19 protein-coding genes are annotated in these 19778 nt (G+C 69.7%); 10 read left to right on the top strand and 9 right to left on the bottom strand.

Annotated elements, in window-relative coordinates; genetic code table 11:
• The first annotated feature begins 41 nt into the window (after positions 1-41).
• Together OG959_RS02685 and OG959_RS02680 are read left to right on the top strand one after the other, a co-directional pair.
• A complete protein-coding gene (locus OG959_RS02685; RefSeq protein WP_326656347.1) occupies positions 42-1619 on the top strand; it encodes a cytochrome P450 in 1578 nt (525 codons plus the stop codon).
• Between the two features lie 258 nt (positions 1620-1877).
• Positions 1878-3218, top strand: a complete 1341-nt coding sequence (locus OG959_RS02680) for a 6-phospho-beta-glucosidase (protein ID WP_326656346.1) — start codon at positions 1878-1880, stop codon at positions 3216-3218.
• A 40-nt stretch (positions 3219-3258) separates the two neighbouring features.
• Here OG959_RS02680 and OG959_RS02675 read toward each other — a convergent pair whose 3' ends face one another.
• Together OG959_RS02675 and OG959_RS02670 are read right to left on the bottom strand one after the other, a co-directional pair.
• Entirely contained in the window at positions 3259-3699 is a 441-nt protein-coding gene (locus tag OG959_RS02675; protein ID WP_326656345.1) for a hypothetical protein, read from the bottom strand.
• Positions 3693-4151 carry an ATP-binding protein gene (locus OG959_RS02670; protein ID WP_219567119.1) on the bottom strand — a complete coding sequence of 153 codons (459 nt, stop codon included), beginning with the start codon at positions 4149-4151 and terminating at the stop codon, positions 3693-3695. Before OG959_RS02670 ends, OG959_RS02675 begins: the two co-directional genes overlap by 7 nt.
• Before the next feature lie 205 nt (positions 4152-4356).
• Between OG959_RS02670 and OG959_RS02665 the strand changes: the two genes are divergently transcribed.
• The 3 genes from OG959_RS02665 (at position 4357) to OG959_RS02655 (ending at position 6341) form a co-directional block, all read left to right on the top strand.
• On the top strand, positions 4357-5217 hold the full coding sequence (locus tag OG959_RS02665) for a helix-turn-helix domain-containing protein (RefSeq protein ID WP_326656344.1): 861 nt from the start codon (positions 4357-4359) through the stop codon (positions 5215-5217).
• Entirely contained in the window at positions 5217-5453 is a 237-nt protein-coding gene (locus OG959_RS02660) for a DUF397 domain-containing protein (RefSeq protein ID WP_219567121.1), read from the top strand. Before OG959_RS02665 ends, OG959_RS02660 begins: the two co-directional genes overlap by 1 nt.
• Positions 5454-5534: 81 nt before the next feature.
• Positions 5535-6341 carry an SAM-dependent methyltransferase gene (locus OG959_RS02655; protein ID WP_326656343.1) on the top strand — a complete coding sequence of 269 codons (807 nt, stop codon included), beginning with the start codon at positions 5535-5537 and terminating at the stop codon, positions 6339-6341.
• Between the two features lie 53 nt (positions 6342-6394).
• Here the strand turns inward: OG959_RS02655 and OG959_RS02650 are convergent, their stop codons facing one another.
• Positions 6395-7513, bottom strand: coding sequence for a M48 family metallopeptidase (locus OG959_RS02650; RefSeq protein ID WP_326656342.1), 1119 nt, complete (start codon positions 7511-7513; stop codon positions 6395-6397).
• Between the two features lie 247 nt (positions 7514-7760).
• On the opposite strand from OG959_RS02650, the gene OG959_RS02645 reads away from it, so the two are divergent.
• Positions 7761-8201 carry a YchJ family protein gene (locus OG959_RS02645; RefSeq protein ID WP_326656341.1) on the top strand — a complete coding sequence of 147 codons (441 nt, stop codon included), beginning with the start codon at positions 7761-7763 and terminating at the stop codon, positions 8199-8201.
• Between the two features lie 15 nt (positions 8202-8216).
• Here OG959_RS02645 and OG959_RS02640 read toward each other — a convergent pair whose 3' ends face one another.
• Together OG959_RS02640 and OG959_RS02635 are read right to left on the bottom strand one after the other, a co-directional pair.
• Positions 8217-10289: an MDR family MFS transporter gene (locus OG959_RS02640; protein ID WP_326656340.1), complete on the bottom strand. Its 2073-nt coding sequence runs from the start codon at positions 10287-10289 to the stop codon at positions 8217-8219.
• A 62-nt stretch (positions 10290-10351) separates the two neighbouring features.
• Positions 10352-11179, bottom strand: a complete 828-nt coding sequence (locus tag OG959_RS02635) for a hypothetical protein (protein WP_326656339.1) — start codon at positions 11177-11179, stop codon at positions 10352-10354.
• A 78-nt stretch (positions 11180-11257) separates the two neighbouring features.
• Here OG959_RS02635 and OG959_RS02630 point away from each other — a divergent pair, with 78 nt between their 5' ends.
• A complete protein-coding gene (locus OG959_RS02630; RefSeq protein WP_326656338.1) occupies positions 11258-12514 on the top strand; it encodes a cytochrome P450 in 1257 nt (418 codons plus the stop codon).
• 39 nt (positions 12515-12553) lie between these two features.
• Here OG959_RS02630 and OG959_RS02625 read toward each other — a convergent pair whose 3' ends face one another.
• The 4 genes from OG959_RS02625 to OG959_RS02610 all read right to left on the bottom strand — a co-directional run bounded on the left by OG959_RS02625 (position 12554) and on the right by OG959_RS02610 (position 16027).
• On the bottom strand, positions 12554-13768 hold the full coding sequence (locus OG959_RS02625; RefSeq protein ID WP_326656337.1) for an acyl-CoA dehydrogenase family protein: 1215 nt from the start codon (positions 13766-13768) through the stop codon (positions 12554-12556).
• Between the two features lie 5 nt (positions 13769-13773).
• Entirely contained in the window at positions 13774-14247 is a 474-nt protein-coding gene (locus tag OG959_RS02620) for an SCP2 sterol-binding domain-containing protein (protein ID WP_326656336.1), read from the bottom strand.
• A gap of 87 nt (positions 14248-14334) precedes the next feature.
• Positions 14335-14598 carry a hypothetical protein gene (locus OG959_RS02615; protein WP_219567130.1) on the bottom strand — a complete coding sequence of 88 codons (264 nt, stop codon included), beginning with the start codon at positions 14596-14598 and terminating at the stop codon, positions 14335-14337.
• Positions 14599-14812: 214 nt separating this feature from the next.
• Entirely contained in the window at positions 14813-16027 is a 1215-nt protein-coding gene (locus tag OG959_RS02610) for a helix-turn-helix domain-containing protein (RefSeq protein WP_326656335.1), read from the bottom strand.
• A 774-nt stretch (positions 16028-16801) separates the two neighbouring features.
• Here OG959_RS02610 and OG959_RS02605 point away from each other — a divergent pair.
• The 3 genes from OG959_RS02605 (at position 16802) to OG959_RS02595 (ending at position 19771) form a co-directional block, all read left to right on the top strand.
• Entirely contained in the window at positions 16802-17419 is a 618-nt protein-coding gene (locus OG959_RS02605) for a hypothetical protein (RefSeq protein WP_326656334.1), read from the top strand.
• Between the two features lie 112 nt (positions 17420-17531).
• Positions 17532-18149 (top strand): hypothetical protein, encoded by a 618-nt coding sequence (locus tag OG959_RS02600; RefSeq protein WP_326656333.1) that lies wholly within the window; start codon positions 17532-17534, stop codon positions 18147-18149.
• A gap of 107 nt (positions 18150-18256) precedes the next feature.
• Positions 18257-19771, top strand: coding sequence for a DUF6801 domain-containing protein (locus OG959_RS02595; protein ID WP_326656332.1), 1515 nt, complete (start codon positions 18257-18259; stop codon positions 19769-19771).
• Positions 19772-19778: the final 7 nt, after the last annotated feature.

Genomic DNA, 19778 nt, shown 5'->3' with positions numbered 1-19778 from the left:
CCATCCGTCCGGCCCTTGGCAGACTGATCCCTGGAGCGATCGTGACATCCCCATTCCACTACGAACCCGGCGAGGCCACGGGGCCGGTTCCGCCCCCCGAGTGCCCGGCCCACGGCCTCGGTATCGGCCCCGGCGGCCTGCGACGCCTCTACGGCCCCGAGGCGGAACAGGACCCGCACGGCCTGTACGACAAACTGCGTGCCGAACACGGCTCGGTGGCGCCCGTGCTGCTGCACGGGGACGTACCCGCCTGGCTGGTCCTCGGGCACAGCGAGAACCTGCACATGACCCGTACGCCCTCGCAGTTCTCCCGGGACTCGCGCCGCTGGCGGGCGTTGCAGGACGGCAGCGTCGCGCCGGACCACCCGCTGGCGCCCATCTTCACCTGGCAGCCGATCTGTGTCTTCGCCGACGGCGCCACCCATGAGCGTCAGCGCGGGGCCGTCACCGACTCCATGGGCCGGATCGACACCCGCGGTGTGCGGCGTCACGTCAACCGCTACAGCAACCGGCTCGTCAACGACTTCTGCCGGGAGGGCCGCACCGACCTGGTCGCCGCCTTCGCGGAACGGCTGCCCATGATGGTGATGTGCGCCATCCTCGGCATGCCGGAGGAGTACAACGACCGGATGGTGCAGGCCGCCCGCGACATGACCCGGGGCACGGCGACCGCCGTGGAGAGCAACGCCTACGTGCTGGCCGCGCTGAGCCGCCTCGTCGAACGGCGCCGCCGTGAACCGGCGGACGACTTCGCCACCTGGCTCGTCGAGCACCCCGCCGACATGAACGACCAGGAGGTTGCCGAGCACCTGCGGCTCATCCTGATCGCGTCCTACGAGGCGACCACCAACCTGATCGCGAACGTGCTCCGCATGGTGCTCACGGATCCGCGCTTCCGGGCCCGGCTCAGCGGCGGCCACATGACGGTCCCCGAGGCGGTCGAGCAGACCCTGTGGGACGAGCCGCCGTTCACCGCGGTCTTCGGCCGCTGGGCGGTGGGCGACACGGAGCTGGGAGGGCAGCGCATCAAGGCCGGCGACGCGCTGATCGTCGGCATCGCCCCGGCCAACACCGACCCGGTGGTACGCCCCGACCTCGACGCCAACATGGAGGGCAACCGCGCCCACCTGGCGTTCAGCGGCGGCCCGCACGAGTGCCCGGGCCAGGACATCGGCCGTGCCATCGCGGACGTCGGCGTCGATGCCCTGCTGATGCGTCTGCCCGACCTCGAACTCGCCGTCGACGAGAGCGAACTGCGCTGGGTAGGCAACATCATGGGCCGCCACCTGGTGGAACTCCCGGCCGAGTTCGCGCCGCGCGCCCCGCAGGACGACCGGGAACCGCCGTCCATGGGCAAGCCGAACCCGGCGCGCCAGGACTGGGAGGTGCAGTCCGCTGTACGGCACGTGGCGCCGACCCCGGTGCGCGCTCCCGTCCCGTCGGAACCGGCAGGCGCGGCACCGGGCGCGCGGCCGGCCGGGGCGACCGTCGCCGTCGACGGATCCGTCGAGGGGCGGACCGGCGAGGGCTCCGCGGCGGGGATGATTCCGCAGCAGCGCAGGCCCGCGGCCCCGGCCAGGCTGTGGCGCGTCGTGACCCGCTGGTGGAACGGCTACTGACCGGCGGCGACAGTCGTCCGCGGACGACCGGCCACCGGCCGGTCGTCCGCGCCCAGGGCCTCTCGTTGGGATCATGCCGGGCTCGCGGGGACCGGTACGCGCTCCCAGGGGAACCCTCCTCCGGCGTTGTCGTCGGTCGCCCATCCTCCGCAGTGACTCCCTCCGCCTCGCAGCCGCACGCACCGGACCCCGCTCCCTGATCCGGCCTGATCCGAACGAAAGACCCCGGTTCCACCACCTCACGTACCATGCGGAAGCGTGAAGCTGACAATTCTGGGCGGCGGCGGATTCCGGGTTCCACTGGTCTACGGGGCGCTGCTCGCCGACCACGCCGAGGGCCGCGTCTCGGCCGTCACCCTCTACGACACCGACGTCGACCGGCTCACCGCCATGGCCCGGGTCCTCACCGAACAGGCCGAGGGAATCCCGGACGCGCCCACCGTCGTCGCCACCACCGAACTGGACGAGGCGCTGCGCGGCGCCGACTTCGTCTTCTCGGCGATCCGGGTCGGCGGCCTCGCCGGCCGGGCCGCTGACGAACGCGTCGCGCTCGACGAGGGCGTCCTCGGCCAGGAGACGGTCGGCGCCGGCGGCATCGCCTACGGACTGCGCACCGTCCCGGTCGCCGTCGACCTGGCCCGCCGCATCGCCCGGCTCGCCCCGCAGGCCTGGGTCATCAACTTCACGAACCCCGCAGGCCTGGTCACCGAGGCCATGTCCCACCACCTCGGCGACCGGGTCATCGGGATCTGCGACTCACCCGTCGGCCTCGGCCGCCGCATCGCCCGCGTGCTCGGCGCCGACCCCGACGGGGCCCGGATCGACTACGTCGGCCTCAACCACCTCGGCTGGGTGCGCGGGCTGTACGTCGAGGGCCGGGACGAACTCCCGCGCCTGCTCGCCGACCCGGAGCTGCTCGGCTCCTTCGAGGAGGGCCGGCTCTTCGGTGCCGACTGGCTGCGCTCCCTGGGCGCGATCCCCAACGAGTACCTGCACTACTACTACTACAACCGCGAGGCGGTCCGCGCCTACCAGGACGCCGAGCAGACCCGTGGCGCCTTCCTCCGTGAACAGCAGGAGGGGTTCTACGGCCGGATGAAGGACCCGGCCACACCGGCCCTGGCCACCTGGGACCGAACCCGCGCCGAGCGCGAGGCGACGTACATGTCGGAGAACCGGGATGTCGCGGGGGCGGGGGAGCGGGACGAGAGCGATCTGGACTCCGGTGGCTACGAGCAGGTCGCGCTCGCCCTGATGCGGGCCGTCGCCCGCAACGAGCAGACGTCCCTGATCCTCAACGTCCGCAACCGGACCACTCTCGCTGCGCTCGACGCGGACGCCGTGATCGAGGCCCCGTGCCTCGTCGACGCCAACGGCGCCCGTCCCGTCGCCGTCGATCCGCTCCCGTACCACGCCGTCGGGCTGGTCACCGCGGTGAAGGCCGTCGAACGCGCGGTGCTCGACGCGGCAGCGAGCGGCTCACGCGCCGACGCGGTCCGCGCCTTCGCCCTGCACCCGTTGGTGGACTCGGTCTCGGTGGCGCGCCGGCTGGTCGACGGCTACACGAAGGTGCATCCGGGGCTCTCGTATCTGCACTAGGACAACCGGCCGCGGCGCCCTTTCCGCCGGGCGGGTGGGCTCATGGAGCGGGGACGACGCTCGGTCCTCCCGCGGGCGCCCATGAAGGCGCCACACCCATCACCTGGCAGACCATGAGGAACAGCGGAATGGGCGGGGTGTACGGCGTGCGGCTGTCGGGCTGGTGGATCAGCCGGGGCCGTACGGCGGGAACGTACGCCCCGCGCGCGTACGCGGCCTGCGCGGGCCAGTCCAGATCGAGGTCGGAGCCGGACGGCACGATCCACCACCAGCGGTCCGCGTCCGCGAAGACGCAGCCCGTACGCGGAAGATGGGACATCAGGCGGAAGCCGTAGCGCGCGGGCACGCCCACCGCGTCACAGCCCAGGCTCGCCGAGAGGGCGGCCGGCAGCGGCAGTTGCACCAGGCCGACGCCGGCGGCGCAGCCCGGGTCACGGGAGCGCCTGGCTCCGAGCAGATGGGACATGGCGTTCTTCAGCATGAGTGCTCCGAGCTGTGCGGCAGTTCCGCCCAGACGATGCGGCCCGAGCCGTTCCCGGCGTCGCGGGACCCCCAGGCGCTGCACATCGCGTCGACGAGCAGCAGGCCGCGTCCGTGCTCGTCGTCGGCGCCGGCGCCCAGACGCGGCCCGCCGGGCTGGTGTCCTTGGTCCTGCACGGCTATGCGCAGCCGGGTCTCGAGGCAGCGCAACTCGCACACGACGCGTGCGCTGGCGGTGTGCACCACCGCGTTGGTGACCAGCTCCGACACGATGAGGACCGCCGCGTCGTGGGCGTCGTCGTCGAGCCGCCACTCGTCCAGCCGGGCTCGCGTCAGCCGCCGGGCGCCGGCGACCGACTCGGGCTGCGCGGGCAGCGCGAAGCAGTATCGGAGCGCTTCCGTCCCGGGGCTGAGGTCCATGAGCCGGGGGATGAGCGCACTGCCAGGTGCCACGACCGAATCCTCACAGTGGGGGCTGTGTCACGCTTCGCGATCTTCCTGAAAGAGGGCGGGCATGACGAGTGAACTGGTTCACTCACCAACTCTCCCCCTGTCGCGAACACTTGGCAAGGGGCACTCTGAAAAATTCAGAGTGGCAGTGTTCTTGGTGGCACGCGCATGGCACACTGCTGCCAAACAGCGCATGGGGAGGTCTGAAGTGAGCGAACCGCGGTCCGCCCCGACCGTGGGTCAGGTCGTTCTCGGCAAGCGCCTGCAGGATCTGCGGGAGCGTGTCGGCCTGAGCCGGGACCAGGCAGCCAAGGTGCTCCGCGTCGCTCCGGCGACGATCCGCAGGATGGAGACCGCCGAGGTCGCTCTCAAGGTTCCCTATGTGCAGTCGCTCCTGAGGGCCTACGGGATCGCCGAGGAGGAGACCGAGGCGTTCGTCGACCTCACCGAGGAGGCCAACAAGCCGGGCTGGTGGCAGCGCTTCCACGACGTGCTGCCCGACTGGTTCAGCATGTACGTCAGCCTGGAGGGCGCCGCGAGCCTCCTGCGCATGTACGAGCCGCACTTCGTCCCCGGACTCCTGCAGACCGAGGACTACGCGCGCTCGGTGATGCGCACCGGAGCCGTCGGCCAGACCAGGCCCGAGGACATCGAACGCCATGTGGCGCTGCGGATGGAGCGGCAGTCCCTGCTGACCCGGCCGGACGCCCCGAGGCTGTGGGTGGTCATGGACGAGACGGTGCTGCGCCGCCCGGTGGGCAGCCCCGAGGCCATGCGCGCCCAGACCGACCGGCTGCTGGAAGCGACCGAGCTGCCCAACGTGACCCTCCAGATCGCCGAGTTCTCGACCGGCCATCACCCGGGCACCTACGGGCCGTTCGTCCTCTTCCGGTTCGCCGTCCCCGAACTGCCCGACATGGTCTACAGCGAATACCTGACCGGGGCCGTCTACTTCGACGCGCGCCCCGAGGTGGCCTCCTACCTCGAGGTCATGGACCGCATGGCGGCCCAGGCCGCGACTGCACAACGCACGAAGGAAATCCTCCGGGACTTCCGCAAGGAGCTGTGATGACACCCATATACAACGGCATGCCGGCCGCCGATCTCGGCTCCGAGGGCTGGTACAAGCCGTGGAGCGGTGGCAACGGCGGCAACTGCGTCGAGGCGATGAAACTCTCCGACGGACGAATCGCCATGCGCCAGTCCGCCGACCCCGATGGTCCGGCCCTCATCTACTCCCACCGTGAGATCGCCGCTTTCATACAGGGCGCCAAGGCCGGTCAGGCAGACTTCCTCCTGACCTGACCTCATCGCGCGGGCGGTTCCCGGTCGCCGCGCACCGACTTCCTTTCTCTGTTCGCCGACCACGGATCCAAGGAGCGCGCTATGACCGGGCACGAGCCCCCCGTCGAGATCGACACGAGCAAGCCGCATCCCGCGCGGATGTACGACTGGTTCCTCGGCGGCAAGGACAACTATCCGATCGACGAGCAGATGGCCCGGCAGCTCCTCGCCGTGGACGAGCGCGGCCGTGACATGGCCCGCGTCAACCGGGCGTTCATGCACCGGGCCACCCGCTGGCTGGCGGAGAACGGCATCCGGCAGTTCCTCGACATCGGTGCAGGGATACCGACCGAGCCCAACCTCCACCAGATCGCCCAGCAGACCGCGCCGGACGCGCGGATCGTCTACTGCGACAACGACCCGATCGTCCTGGCCCACGCGGCGGCCCTGCTGCGCTCAACGCCGGAAGGCGCCACCGAGTACATCCAGGCCGACGCCCGCAGGCCCGAGGTCATCCTGGAGGCGGCCGGCAAGGTCCTCGACTTCGACCGGCCGATCGCCCTGTCCCTGCTGGCGCTGCTGCACTTCCTGGACGACGAGGACGGCGCCGCGGAACTGGTGGACCGTCTGGTCGACCAACTGGCCCCCGGCAGCTACCTCATCCTCTCGCAGACCACCGGCGACTTCGACCCGGAGGGTGCGGCAGAGGCCGCCGCCATGTACAAGGCCCGGGGCATGACGCTGCGCCCGCGCAGCCGCGCCGAACTCACCGCCTTCTTCCACGGTCTCGAACTCGTCGACCCGGGCGTCTCGCTCTCCGCCGACTGGCACCCGGAGCTCGGCGAGGTCATCGAGGTCCCGGGCGACGAACCGATCCCGGGCTACGCGGGCGTGGCCCGCAAGGGCTGAACGGTGACCGGAAGCGCGGTGAGGACATCCGATCGCCTCACCACCCGGCTTCCCTACAGCCGTACGCCGTCACGCAGCACCTGGTGCGCCACTGTCCGCCGGGGCACACGCAGCTCCTCCCGGATGCGGGCCAGGGCGGCCCCGTCGAGCGTGATCGCCGCGGGACACTGCGGGGCCCGGACCAGCCGTTCGATGCGCAGGGTGTACGTATCGCTGCCGGTGGAACCCGGCCCGGCACTCGGTGTGTCCGGTCCGGAGGGCTGGGGCATGTCCTGTGCGCGCAGACGGACCGCATGCGCGTGGATCCTCTCCCAGAGATCCTCCTGCGAGGCCGCAGGACGGTGAGCCCTGACGATGGTGCGCTTCTCGATGGCCAGCCGGTGCATCTCCACACCGACGGCACGTGCGAGGCGCCTGTCACGCAGTGCGGCGAGAGCGGCCTGGGAGGAGGCGGCGCGGGCCGACGCGTCGTCCGCCTCGAACAGCGCACGCCGGGCGGCCGGTTCCGTGAGCCACAGCAGCAGGCGGGCCGTCGCGGCCAGTGCCGTGCGAGGAATCCACAGCAGCCATTCACTCTTCCTAGACCGGTCGGCGAAGCGCTGCGTTCCGTCCGCCACGGCGACAGCGCCCCGGGCGACAGCGTTGATGCGCGGCAGAGTGGCGGAGGGCTCGCCTTCCTGCACGGACAGCGACCCGGCTGTCAGCGACCTGAGGGCCGTGCCGACGAATGCGCCGTCCCGGACGTTGCGGGGGGCGCTCCGGCCCAGGGCCTGAGCCAGGGCGGCAACACGCTGCTGAGGAGAGGAGACGGCCCAGAGCGGAAGGCCCAGGACGAAGCAGCGTCGGCGACGAAGGCCGTAGTGGACGACGCTCACGGAGAAGTCCGGAGTGAACTGGACCGCGTCGACGCGTCGTACTCCGGCGATGTCCGCCGTGCGGTGCAACAGCGCGAACAGGGCCGGCGCGTCGGCTTCCCGCAGGGTCGGCGCGTCAGGGTCCAGGCGCCCGGGCCGCGGACGCATTGCGAAGGCCATGCCCAGCAGCAACAGGCCGATCCACGGCTGGAAGAACGTGCGAAACCCGAGAACGGTCAACCGCAGGCCGGTGAGGAACAGCCCGGCTGTGACGAGATGGACCGCCCCGGCCACGGCGTACGCGACTACTGCTGTCACGAACCTGACACTTGTAGTGCTCACTGATCGGCTGTGACGGTCGGATTCCACGGTGCCCCCCGGCGGTGAACGGCTGATGCCGCTCGAACATGCATCGATCTGATCAACATCGCGCAGGAAAGACAAGTGGCCTGCACGTGTTCTGAGGGTGCGCGCCTCGTTCTGAGGGTGCGCGCGCCTTGTTCCGAGGGCGCGGCCGACGACGCCCGGCACCCGGCCCGGCGCTGCCGCAGGACACAATGGACCCATGTCCCGACGCACCACACGCCCCCGGCGCCCCTCCGCCGCTCCCGTCTCCCCGGTCACACCCGCCTCGCCGTGCCCCTGTGGGCTGCCCGCCACCTACGCGGAGTGCTGCGGGCGGTTCCACACCGGGGCGGCGGCGCCGACCTGCGAGGCGCTGATGCGCTCGCGGTACGCCGCCTTCGCCGTCCGGGACGTCGCGTACCTGCTGCGCACCTGGCACCCGGACCACCGCCCGGCCGTCCTCGACCTTGATCCCGGACAGCGCTGGGAGGGCCTGGAGATCCTGGAGACGACGGAGGGCAGCGCCTTCCACACCGCGGGAACGGTCACCTTCCGCGCGCACTTCACGGCGGGCGGCCACCGCGATTGCCTCCACGAGAAGAGCCGTTTCGTCCGGCACGAGGGTGCCTGGGTCTACGAGTCCGCCGTCTTCGCCGACTGAACCCTCGGGCGCCGGTCAGACCGGCGCGCCCGCCGGGGCGGCCGGTGAGAGTTCCTGCGTGAGGTCCTCCGCCAGCAGCCGCTTGGCGATCACGTCGACCGCGGCGCGCAGCCGGGCGTCGTCCGCCTGCTCCTGCTGGTCGCCCAGCTGCTCGGTCAGCCAGTGGGACCAGGCGTCGTTGATGGTCCTGGCCTCCCGGCTGCCCGCCTCGGTGTGCGTGAACAGATGTCCGTCCCCGGTGAGATAGCCCTCCTCGATCATCCGGTCGAAGACGGGTACCAGAACCTCCGGCGGGATCCGGTGCCGGGCCGCGATCAGCCGGAGCCCCGCGTGGCCGACCATGCGGGTGAACAGCTCGACCTGCATGACCGCCCAGGCCCCCGCCATGTCGAGCCGGGTGTCGGACGAGGCCACGATCCGCCGGGCCGTGTCCGGGTCCACCCGCCGCAGGACCTTGGCCACCGAGAACTCCAGCAGCCGGGCCGAGTCCCCGGAGCCCGGCGACGCGAACCCGTCACCCATGTCGGTCGAGGAGGCCCGTGCCGTGTCGCGCAGCTTCACCTGCTTCAGGAACAGCGCGACGACGAAGCCGAGCACCGCGACCGGCACCGTCCACAGGAACACCGTGTGCAGGGTGTCGGCGTACGCCTGGGCGAGAGGTGCCGACTGGGCGTCGGGGAGGGAGTGCAGCCCTTCCGGGCTCTGCGAGGCCTTCGACACGACCGCCGGATCCCCGCCCGCCCGTACCGCTTCCGCGACCCCGTCCTCGAGGTTCGGGCCGAGCGAGTTGGCGTAGATCGTCCCGAACACCGCCGTGCCGAAGGAGCTGCCGAGCGTACGGAAGAACGTCACGCCCGACGTCGCCGTACCCAGGTCCGCGTAGTCGACGGTGTTCTGCACCGCGATCGTCAGCACCTGCATGCACAGCCCGATGCCGAGCCCGAGCACCAGCATGTACAGGGACTCCAGCCACACCCCGCTGTCCGGCCCCATCCGGGAGAGCAGGAACAGTCCGACCGCCATGACGAGGGAGCCCACGATGGGGAAGATCCGGTAGCGGCCGGTCTTGCTGACCACGTTGCCGCTGAAGATCGAGGCGGCCAGCAGACCGATGACCATCGGCAGCGTCCGGACCCCCGACAGCGTCGCCGAGTCCCCGTCCACGTACTGCAGATAGGTCGGCAGATAGATCATCGCGCCGAGCATCGCGAAGCCCACGATGAAGCTGAGGATCGAGCAGACCGTGAAGACCGGATTGTTGAACAGCCGCATCGGCAGCATCGGTTCCTTCGCCCGGAACTCGACGAGGCAGAACGCGGCGAGGGCGACCAGGCCGAGGACGAACAGGCCGATGATGACGGGGGAGCCCCAGGCGTACTCGTTGCCGCCCCAACTCGTCGCCAGGATCAGGGAGCTCGCCCCGACCGTGACCATCGCGATGCCCAGATAGTCGATCACCGGACGCCCCGCCGCCTTCACCGACGGGATGGTGCGGGCCGCCGCGATGACCACCACGATCGCGATCGGGACGTTGACGTAGAACGCCCAGCGCCAGGTCAGATGGTCGGTGAAGAGGCCGCCCAGCAGCGGCCCGATGACGGTCGAGACGCCGAAGACGGCACCGATCGCACCCTGGTACTTGCCGCGGTCGCGCAGCGGGATCACATCGGCGATGAGCGCCATCGACGTGACCATCAGACCGCCGGCGCCGATGCCCTGCAGTCCGCGCCACACGATCAGCAGGGTCATGTTCGTCGCGAGTCCGCAGAGGAACGAACCGGTGATGAAGATGATCGCCGAGAGCTGGAAGACGATCTTCCGGCCGAACAGGTCGCCGAACTTGCCGACCAGGACCGTCGCCACGGTCTCCGCCAGGAGGTAAGCGGTCACCACCCACGACATATGGGCGGCTCCGCCCAGGTCCGAGACGATCGTGGGCAGGGCCGTGCCCACGATCGTCTGGTCCAGGGCCGCCAGCAGAATGCCCAGCACGATCGTCGCGAAGACGATGTTCCGGCGGCGCGGATCGAGCACGGGCGGTGCGCCGGCGGCCTGCGCGGCGGGGGCGGTCTCGCTGGCAGTGGTCACCTTTGCACCCTCACACCGCTCCCTGTCACCCGCATGCGGGGGGCGGCCGGACGGTGAACGTGTCAGCCCAGCAGGTCTCTCAGCGATGTCTTCATCCGCGCGACGAACGCCTCCCGCACCGGCTCACCCACCCGGTCCAGCGAGAGATACGGATTGAGGTCCTCCAGCTCGACGAGCAGCAGCTCACCCGCCTCCGTCCGGCACGCGTCGACCCGCTGGATCCCGTGGTCGAGGGTGTTCCAGTCGACGAACGCGTGCGCGAACGCCAGATCCGCCGCCCCGGCCTCGTACGGCTCCAGCACCCACCGCTGCTCCGGGTGCGGTGCGTACAGCGCGTACTGGAAGTCGTGGTCGACGAAGTAGAAGGACACCTCGTAGCGGAAGTCGATGCGGGGCTGGACCAGCTGCGTGCCGTCCGCCCCGGGAGGCAGTGCCGGGGTACGCACGAACTGCAGCCCGACCGAGTCCGCGCCCAGCTTCGGCTTGATGACGTAGCCCTCGGCCCCGGGCAGCAGCCCCAGATCCGCCGCCCGGTCCACCGTCGGGATCACCGGATACCCGGCCCGGCTCAGATCGACGAGGTACTGCTTGCCCGCCATGTCGCCCCGGCCGGTCAGCGGGTTGTAGACCCGCGTGCCCAGCTCGCGGGCACGTGCGCAGAACGCGTCGTACGCCTCCTGGTAGTGCAGCACCGGACCGCTGTTGCGTACGACGACGGCGTCGAAGCCCTCCATCAGCGCGGCGGCGTCGCGAGGGTGACAGAGAGCGACGTCGAAGTCCTCGCGCAGCCGTGACGTCAGGTGGATGTCCTCGTCGCAGTAGCGGCGTCCCCGGGCCTCGTAGGCGAGATCGGTGACGAAGAGAACGGACGGGCGCGGGCCGGCGGGCATGGTTCCCCCAGGGGGTGTGGCAGCGGACGGTAAGTCAATAACCTTGGCGGCGTTGCCCGTCAACGACCCAGGAGCGTCATGACGTCTGCCCCACAAGAGTCACTCGCCTCGCAAGCACCACCCGTACCCGACATTCTCTCGCCCGCCTTCGCCGCCGATCCCTACGGGGCCTACCGGATCATGCGCGAGAGCCACCCGCTGATCAGGCACGAGGCCACGAACAGTTACGTCGTCTCCCGGTACGAGGACGTCGAGCGGGTCTTCAAGGACAGGGCCGGCGAGTTCACCACCGACAACTACGACTGGCAGATCGAGCCCGTCCACGGCAAGACCATCCTCCAGCTCAGCGGCCGTGAGCACTCCGTACGCCGGGCTCTCGTCGCCCCGGCCTTCCGGGGCTCGGACCTCCAGGAGAAGTTCCTCCCGGTCATCGAGCGCAACGCACGCGAGCTGATCGACACCTTCCGGCACACCGGCGAGGCCGACCTCGTGGAGGCGTTCGCGACGCGCTTTCCCGTCCTCGTCATCGCCGACATGCTCGGCCTGGACAAGGCCGACCACGACCGCTTCCACGGCTGGTACACCACCGTCATCGCCTTCCTCGGCAACCTCGCGGGCGACCCGGAGGTGGCGGCGGCCGGTGACCGGACCCGGCAGGAATTCGCCGAGTACATGATCCCGGTCATCCAGGAGCGGCGGAAGGCACCCGGCGACGACCTGCTCTCCGCGCTCTGCGCCGCCGAGGTCGACGGTGTCCGGATGAGCGACGAGGACATCAAGGCCTTCTGCAGCCTGCTGCTCGCCGCCGGCGGCGAGACCACCGACAAGGCCATCGCCTCGATCTTCGCCAACCTGCTGACCCATCCCGAGCAGCTCGCCGCCGTCCGGGAGGACCGAAGCCTCATCGACCGGGCCTTCGCCGAGACGCTGCGGCTCACCCCGCCGGTGCACATGATCATGCGACAGACGGCCGTCGACGTGGAGCTCGGCGGCGGCCGGGTGCCCGAGGGATCGACCGTCACCTGTCTGATCGGCTCGGCCAACCGGGACGCGTCCCGGTACCGCGACCCCGACCGCTTCGACCTCTTCCGTACCGACCTGACCAGCACCACGGCGTTCTCCGCAGCCGCCGACCATCTGGCGTTCGCCCTCGGCCGGCACTTCTGTGTCGGCGCGCTGCTGGCCAGGGCCGAGGTGCAGACCGGGGTGAACATGCTGCTCGACGCGATGCCCGACGTACGGCTCGCGGACGGGTTCACCCCGTCCGAACAGGGCGTCTTCACGCGGGGGCCGCACTCGCTGCCGGTGCGGTTCACCCCGGTCGCCGGGCCCTGACCGCGTGTCAGTGTCCGGTCCTCGGCCCATGACCCCGCGTCAGCGGATGTGGCGCCCCGAGATCGCCCGCGCGATGACCAGGCGCTGGATCTCGCTGGTCCCCTCGAAGATCGTGTAGATCTTGGCGTCGCGGTACATCCGCTCCACCGGGTGCTCGCGGCTGTACCCGGCGCCCCCGAGGATCTGGACGGCCTTCTCCGTCGCGGACACGGCGAGTTCGCCCGCGCGCAGCTTGGACATGGAGCCCTGGCCCGCGTCGAAGGTCCGGTCGTTGCGGGCCATCCAGGCGGCCTGCCAGATCAGCAGCCGTACGGACTCGATCTCCGTACGGATGTCGGCCAGCGCGAACGCGATCGACTGGTTCTCGATGATGGGCCGGCCGAACGCCTCGCGCTGTCCCGCGTACTCCAGCGCGTACTCGTACGCCGCGCGCGCGATGCCCAGCGCCTGGGCGGCGACGGTCGGGCGGCTGACCTCGAAGGTCGCCATCGCCGCCTGCCCCTTGGCGTTGCCGCCCTCGCGGGCGCGGGCCAGCCGGGCGTCCAGCTTCTCCCTGCCGCCGAGCAGACAGTGGCCGGGCACCCGTACGTCGTCGAGGAAGACGTCCGCCGTGTGCGAGGCGCGCAGGCCCAGCTTCTTGATGGTGCGGCTCGCCTCCAGGCCCTTCGTGGCGGGCGGGACGATGAACGCGGCCTGTCCGCGTGCGCCGAGCGACGGGTCGACCGAGGCGACGACCACATGGATCTCGGCGATCCCGCCGTTGGTGATCCACGCCTTCTGGCCGGAGAGCACCCACTCGTCCTTGGCCTCGTCGTAACGCGCCTTCGTCGCCATCGCGGAGACGTCGGACCCGGCCTGCGGTTCGGAGACGCAGAACGCAGCCACCTTCGGGTCGTCCTCGTCGCCGTAGCACTGGGGCACCCACTCGGCGAGCTGGTCCGGTGTGCCGGAGGCGAAGATTCCGGCGACCGCGAGGGAGGTGCCGAAGAGCGCCATGCCGATGCCGGCGTCGCCCCAGAACAGCTCCTCGTTGGCTATCTGGAGGGAGAGTCCTGTCGGGTCTCCGTACATGTCGGCCAGCGACTCGAATCCGTACAACCCGATCCGGGCCGCTTCCTGGATGACGGGCCAGGGCGTCTCCTCGCGGGCGTCCCATTCGGCGGCCGCCGGGCGCACCACCTCAGCGGCGAAGCCGTGCACCCAGTTGCGCAGGTCCTGCTGTTCCTCGGTGAGGGCGAGGGAGAAGTAGCTCATCGGCCTCAGGCCTTCGGGATGTCGAAATAGCGGGTGAGGCCCGAGGCGAGGCCGACATCGCCGGCCACCTTCAGCTTGCGCATCATGAACATCGTCACGGGATTGCCGTTGCCGGAGACCAGCTTGAGGAACTCCGCGTCGGCCATCACGAGCGTCGTGCGCGGTTCCGCGTCGGAGCGGCCCTCGCTGATGGTGCAGGTGCCGTCCGCGATCGCGGTCTCGTAGACCGTGTCGGTGTCACCGGTGATCTTCCAGCGGATCAGCGCCTTGAGCTGTCCCGCCGCGTCCGGGCGGAACTGCTGCTTCATCCGGCCGAAGACCTCGCCGAGCACCCGGGTGCGCAGCTCGCCGTGCATGACCTCGCCGAGCTGCTTGGCGGACAGGCCCTTCACGATGCGCGCGAACTCCTGCGGGGAGACGGCCGCGAAGTCGAGTGCGGTCAGTTCGTCGGTGAGGTTGCCGCTGCTGTTGTCGGCCACGCCAGTTCCTTACTCTGGAGTAAACTTACTTCCGAGTAAGGTAAGGGCATGGCGCCGCCTCCGCAAGATGGAGGGGCTTCGGGGGAGTCACCAGGAGCTGCCGGGGCGCACCGCCAGCCGGGGGTGGTGGGCGGCGAGCACCTTGTTGGCGCGGGCCAGTTCCGACAGTGCCTGCTCGCGGTCGGCCTGGTCCTCGATGTCGAGCCGCGGACCGCGGAAGCTGCGGACCTCGCGTGCGGCGCACTCGGCGTCGAACTCCGCCTCCAGGATGTGCGCCGGGATGCAGGAGCCGATCAGCGCGGCGATGCGGTCCGGGATCGGTACGGGGACGAGCAGGTGCGAAGCGGTCATGGGGGTTCCCTCTCGAATGGTGGCCAGGAGGTCGGACGTCGCGGCCACCGGGTGGGCGGCCGACTCCTCCATATCTACGGGACGCAGTTCCAGGTTTCTCGTTGAGAACGTCTCCGTGTGGCAACCGTTTGGGAATGACCGGCTATTTCCCCTTACCCGTAAGTAGGTTGACTTCGCGTGAGATCTCGTCGGGTACGCATCCGCGTCGCGCTGTTCAGATCGGTGGTTCGCTGCCTCGTGCGCGCAGCTGCATGGCACGGAGCACGGTCTCGGTCGAGAACCGCGACTCCGGGTCGACGAGTTGCTCGCCGAAGATCGATTCCAGATTGCGCATCCGGTAGCGGACGGTCTGCGGATGTACGTCGAGCAGCTCGCCCATCTGGGCGGCGGTGCCCCGGGTGTCGAGCCAGATCCGCAGGGTTTCGATCAGCCGTTCACGCCGGTTGGCGCTGATGTCGGCGATCGGGGCGAGTTCGCGGCGCGCGAGCTGGTCGAGGAGGACCGGGTCGGAGAGCAGCCACACGGTGATGAGGTGGTCTTCGCAGAGAATGGCCGGCGCGTCGTCGATGACACCGATGTCAACGAGTTCGAGCACCCGGCGGGCCCAGCGGACGGAGTCCGAGGCGAGGGAGGCGGGGACGGTGAGGCCGATGGCCGTGTGAACACCCGGGAGCGCATGCTCGAGCATGCGTCTTCGCATGTCGTCGAACGGTCCCGGGATCAGTAAATGCGGCTGCGGGTCGGTGAAGTCGACGAGTATGTCGCGGTCGATGCCGAGCCGCCCGAGATCGGGCGAGGGGCGTAGCGCCACCAGCGTCACCTCGTCCGGCAACACCCAGCCGGTTTGCTCGCAGAGCTCGGCGATGGCGGTACGGGGCACGGGCCGGCCGGCGAGAATCAGGTGCAGGAGTCTTCGCCGCAGCGTGTCCGTGTGGTCGCCGGAGGTCGAACGGACCTCCAAGTACCCCTCACGCGACAGGGATTCGAGCTCGTCGACGTAGGAGAAGAGAGCGTCGGCGAAGGTGAGCATCATCGTGGGGGAGAGGTTGTAGCGCCGGCCGATCTTCTTGGCCCGCCGCAGGGCGACGCGCGCGCCCAGCCGGTACGCGCCCTGCAACTGGTCCAGGCTGCGCCCCTCGTACGCCTCGAACCGGCCGAACCTGCGGCACATCTCGTCGCGCAGTGCGGAGGGGGAGGCGGGCTCGGCGACCTGGTCCACGAACACGGAGATGCTCTGCTCCACCCCGACCCGGATGCCCTGGCCGTAGGGGCCGTCGAGGAGCCGCGCGTATTCGGGGTAGGCGCGGGTGACCTCCAGTCCGATCTCCTTGATCAGACTGGGGAGTTCGGGACGCACGATCGCGGCGAACTCCTGCGGCAGCGGTCCCAGAGGTTCCCCCAGGTCCGAGGGTTGAGCAACTCCCGGCATGCCTATACCCCTTGTTCCTCGGCGCCCGATGGGGGGTGGGTGAGGAGAAAGCGCTCCCAGGGAAAGCGCTCCCATCACCGTCAGGTGCGTACCAACGTCGGCTGTCGAACATAGTCGACGACGGGGCCCCTGCCCACAGCCAGGACAGGACGGAATGCAAGGGGCACGTATCGACGTGCCGGGCCGTCGCCGTCCCGCGCTCCGGCGTGCGCCGGGTCGAGGGCGAGGGACGGTTCGGAATGCGGGGTGCGCGTCTTCCGGGTTTTCGGTAATGCCGCCGGCGCCCCGGCCCGTATAAGAAAAGAGTGTCGCGTTCGCTATCCGTGGGTTATTCGACTGCTGAGGTGGCGTGAAGTCAAGGGTCGCGGACGTGGTCGGTGCGGGGCCTCTGCCGGCGCTGCTCGGTGCGGGGTGGCAGGGCTTTGACATGGGGTGTTGCCCGGAGTCCGGGGCTCCGACCGTCATTCGATGAGCAGGGCCGGACACGGTCGCGGTGAGGAAACTGCTCACTTCTGGATAAGAAACCGTGCGGTCGTACTCGCCTCGCAGCAATTTACCCACCGAGAAGGGCGCTTACGGAGATTCTTTTGCCCGACCCGTTGCGGTGCAACATTACTCACCCGTAGCGTCATCGCCGAACGCAAGAGGTCGTGCAGTCGGTCAGGTCGGACTGCCACATTTTCTGTCCCGTGACCCCGCCCCGGAGGCACTGCCTATCCGGCCGGAGGCGGCACCCCGGCGTCGGGTCACACACCCTGAAGGGAAAACGGATCAGTGAACACCCTTGCACGTAGAGCCGCCCTCGTCGTCACCGCCGCAAGCGCAGCCCTCGGGATGGCGGTGTCGTCGGCCTCGGCCGGTGCCGCGGCCACCTGGTCGGCGACCCCGTCGGGGGCCTACACCGCTCACGCGGTCAGCCCCACGCTGGACGTCCCGTTCGCGAACCTGGTCTGCGACTCCTCGGACGTGACTTCGGGCAGCGTCGCCGCGAGCAGCTCCACGGGTGCCGACATGGCCACCATCAGCAACATCACCTTCACCAACTGCTCCGTCGGCGGTCTCGACTTCGAGGTCACGATGACCGCGACGCCGTGGAAGATCAACGTCACCGGTGTGGACCCCTCGAACTCCAACCGGGTCAAGGGCAACGTCACCAACATCTCCGCCCACATCGAGGGCTTCAGCTGCTACGCCGACTTCACCGGCAAGGTGTACGGCTACTACGACAACAGCGCCGGCAACCTGGTCATCGACGGGTCGGGCACCGAGCTGGTCGCGTCCAACGCGGACTGCCTCGGCCTGGTCAACGACGACGACGTGGCGTCCTTCAACGCCTCGTACCACGTCAACGTCACCTCGACCGGCACGTCGCCGGTGATCACCACGCCGTAAGGCCGCTGGAGCACACAGGTACGGGTCGGCTGCGGAGCCTCACCGCGGCCGACCCGGCCTTCTCGTTTGGGGCGTCGCGGGTGCGGCGCCATGACCTTGAGGATGTGGGTACGTGAAGACCCTTGCGCGAAGACGTGCCATCGTGGCCGCCGCCCTCGTCGCTGCCTTCGGCGCGGTGGTGCCCTCGGCCTCGGCCGCCACGGCGGGCGCGTGGACGGTGACGCCGGCTGGGGCGTACACCGCGCATGCCACCTATCCCACGCTGGACCTCCCACTCATGTACCTCGAGTGTGACTACTTCGACGTGGCTGCCGGAAATCTCGAAGCCGCCGGCGCGACTGGAGGCAGGATCGGCACTATTGACGCGATCGCCGCCGACAACTGCACGGTCGCTGGTCTCGAATTCGTCATGACGCAGAGCACGACACCGTGGCAGATCAACCTTGTCGGGCCGAATACTTCCCACGTGAACTGGGTGGATGTCACCATCGGCGGCATCTCGGGCCACTGGGAGGGATTCGGCTGCTCCGCTGACTTCAACGGCACGCTCTACGGGCACTACGAGAACGACACCGGCAACCTCGTCATCGAAGGCACGGTCAGTGACCTGGTCGTCTCGAACGCGGACTGCCTCGGGATCATGAACAACGGCGACGTCATCTCGATGAACGCCTCGTTGCACATGGCCATGACGTCGACCGGCACGTCACCGGTGATCAGCACGCCGTAGGACCGAAGCACAGGCGTGGGCCGACCTGGACCCCCAGGACGGCCCGGCCCTCTTGATCTCGGCGCCCAGGTGCGGCGCCGCCACACCCCGTGGAGGACAGGCCCGATATGCACACCCAGACACCTGTGACCCGTGCGGGGCGTTCCGTGAAGGTCGCCTCCGTCGCCGGTCTCGCCCTGCTCGCCGGTCTGTTGTCCGGCGGAGGCTCGGCCGCCGACGAGAGCGCCGGGCCCCTCGGCCTCGCTGCCGCCTGTGGAACCGAGGACAGCGACGTGGCGGCCGTGGCGGCCACCGTGGCCCTGTCGGTGGACGTCCCGGCGACCGGTGAGGTCGACCGTCCCGTACAGCCGGGGCCCGTGTCGTTCACCCTTATGCTCTCGCGCGCCGATCTCGCCGCGCTACTGCCGGAGGGCGCCGAGGCCGTCGTGAGCCGGGCCGCGTTGAAGGTGAAGGTCGCCCAGAACGGCGAGTCGGCCGAAGCTTCGTGGGAGCTCAACGCGCCGAGCACGCCCCTTCCCGCTGACGGCGACGTGGCGCTCGTCCACTCCGGTGAGGTCCCCTACGTGACGTTCGGGTCCGCGGGCGATGTCGACTTCTCGGTGGGGGAGTTCACGGTCGAACTGCGGGCCGCCACGGCGGCGCCCGGGCAGAGCGCACCGGCTCTGGCCACGGTGACGTGCCGATTGGAGCAGGGCGAGAGCGGGCATCTCGCGACCACGCAGGTGACCGAGGGAGACGGCACCGATCCGCCCGGGACACCCGAGACGCCCACCGCGCCGGCGGGCGGTACCGCCAGAGCGGAGGACAAGGGCATCACGGTGCAACCGCCGGCCGCTGAGGACGAGGACCCCGACTGGTGTCCTGTCGACCCGCCGGTGGGGGAAATGGACGCGAGCGAGGCACCGCAGCTACCACCGGGCGACCCCGCGAGGATCGCGGAGAACCCCAAGGCGCCTCCCAGCTGTGCCAACGCGGTTGGCCTGGCCAACGTGTGGAAGCTGAACGGGGCCATGATCATCAACGATCCCGCCGACCCGGCACTCATCAGTGTGATTACGGCGAAGGGCACAACCATCCGACCGGCCCAGGCGCCGGGCGGATACTATTTCCGGATCGATTCGCTCGCGAGCCTGAAGCTTCCGGATGCCGATTCAACCTTTCTCACCTTCGGCTTCCAGCCGGTGACAGCGAAGGTTTCGTTCGAGAACGGCCCTCTCACCATCTCGACGGGCACATCCGGATCCGGCCCGGGAAAGATCGTGTTCGCCACGGCCTACTTTCGGCAGTCTTTGCGCCTCCACGACGTCAAGGTCAACGGCACGCCACTCGACGTCGGAAGCAACTGCAGGACATCGAAGCCGTTCAAGGTGGTGCTGAACGGTGGCGAAGGGTACAAGAACGTCGGCGTGGGCGGCCTCCTGCAGGGTGAGGTCGACATCCCGTCCTTCACTGGATGCGGCACAGGCGGTGAGGACCTGAACCCGCTGTTCACCGCCTCCCTTTCGGGACCCGGGAACCGGGTCTACATGAATCAGGCCGCGACCTGTGTTCCGAGCAACCCCACCCGGTCGTACTGTCCGCCCCCTCCGGCGGAGATGCCCGGGACGAAGTCCGCCAGGTAGTCCGGCA

The organism is Streptomyces sp. NBC_00385 (assembly GCF_035917155.1).
Lineage (GTDB): Bacteria > Actinomycetota > Actinomycetes > Streptomycetales > Streptomycetaceae > Streptomyces > Streptomyces poriferorum.
This window is presented reverse-complemented; position numbering and strand designations above follow the sequence as displayed.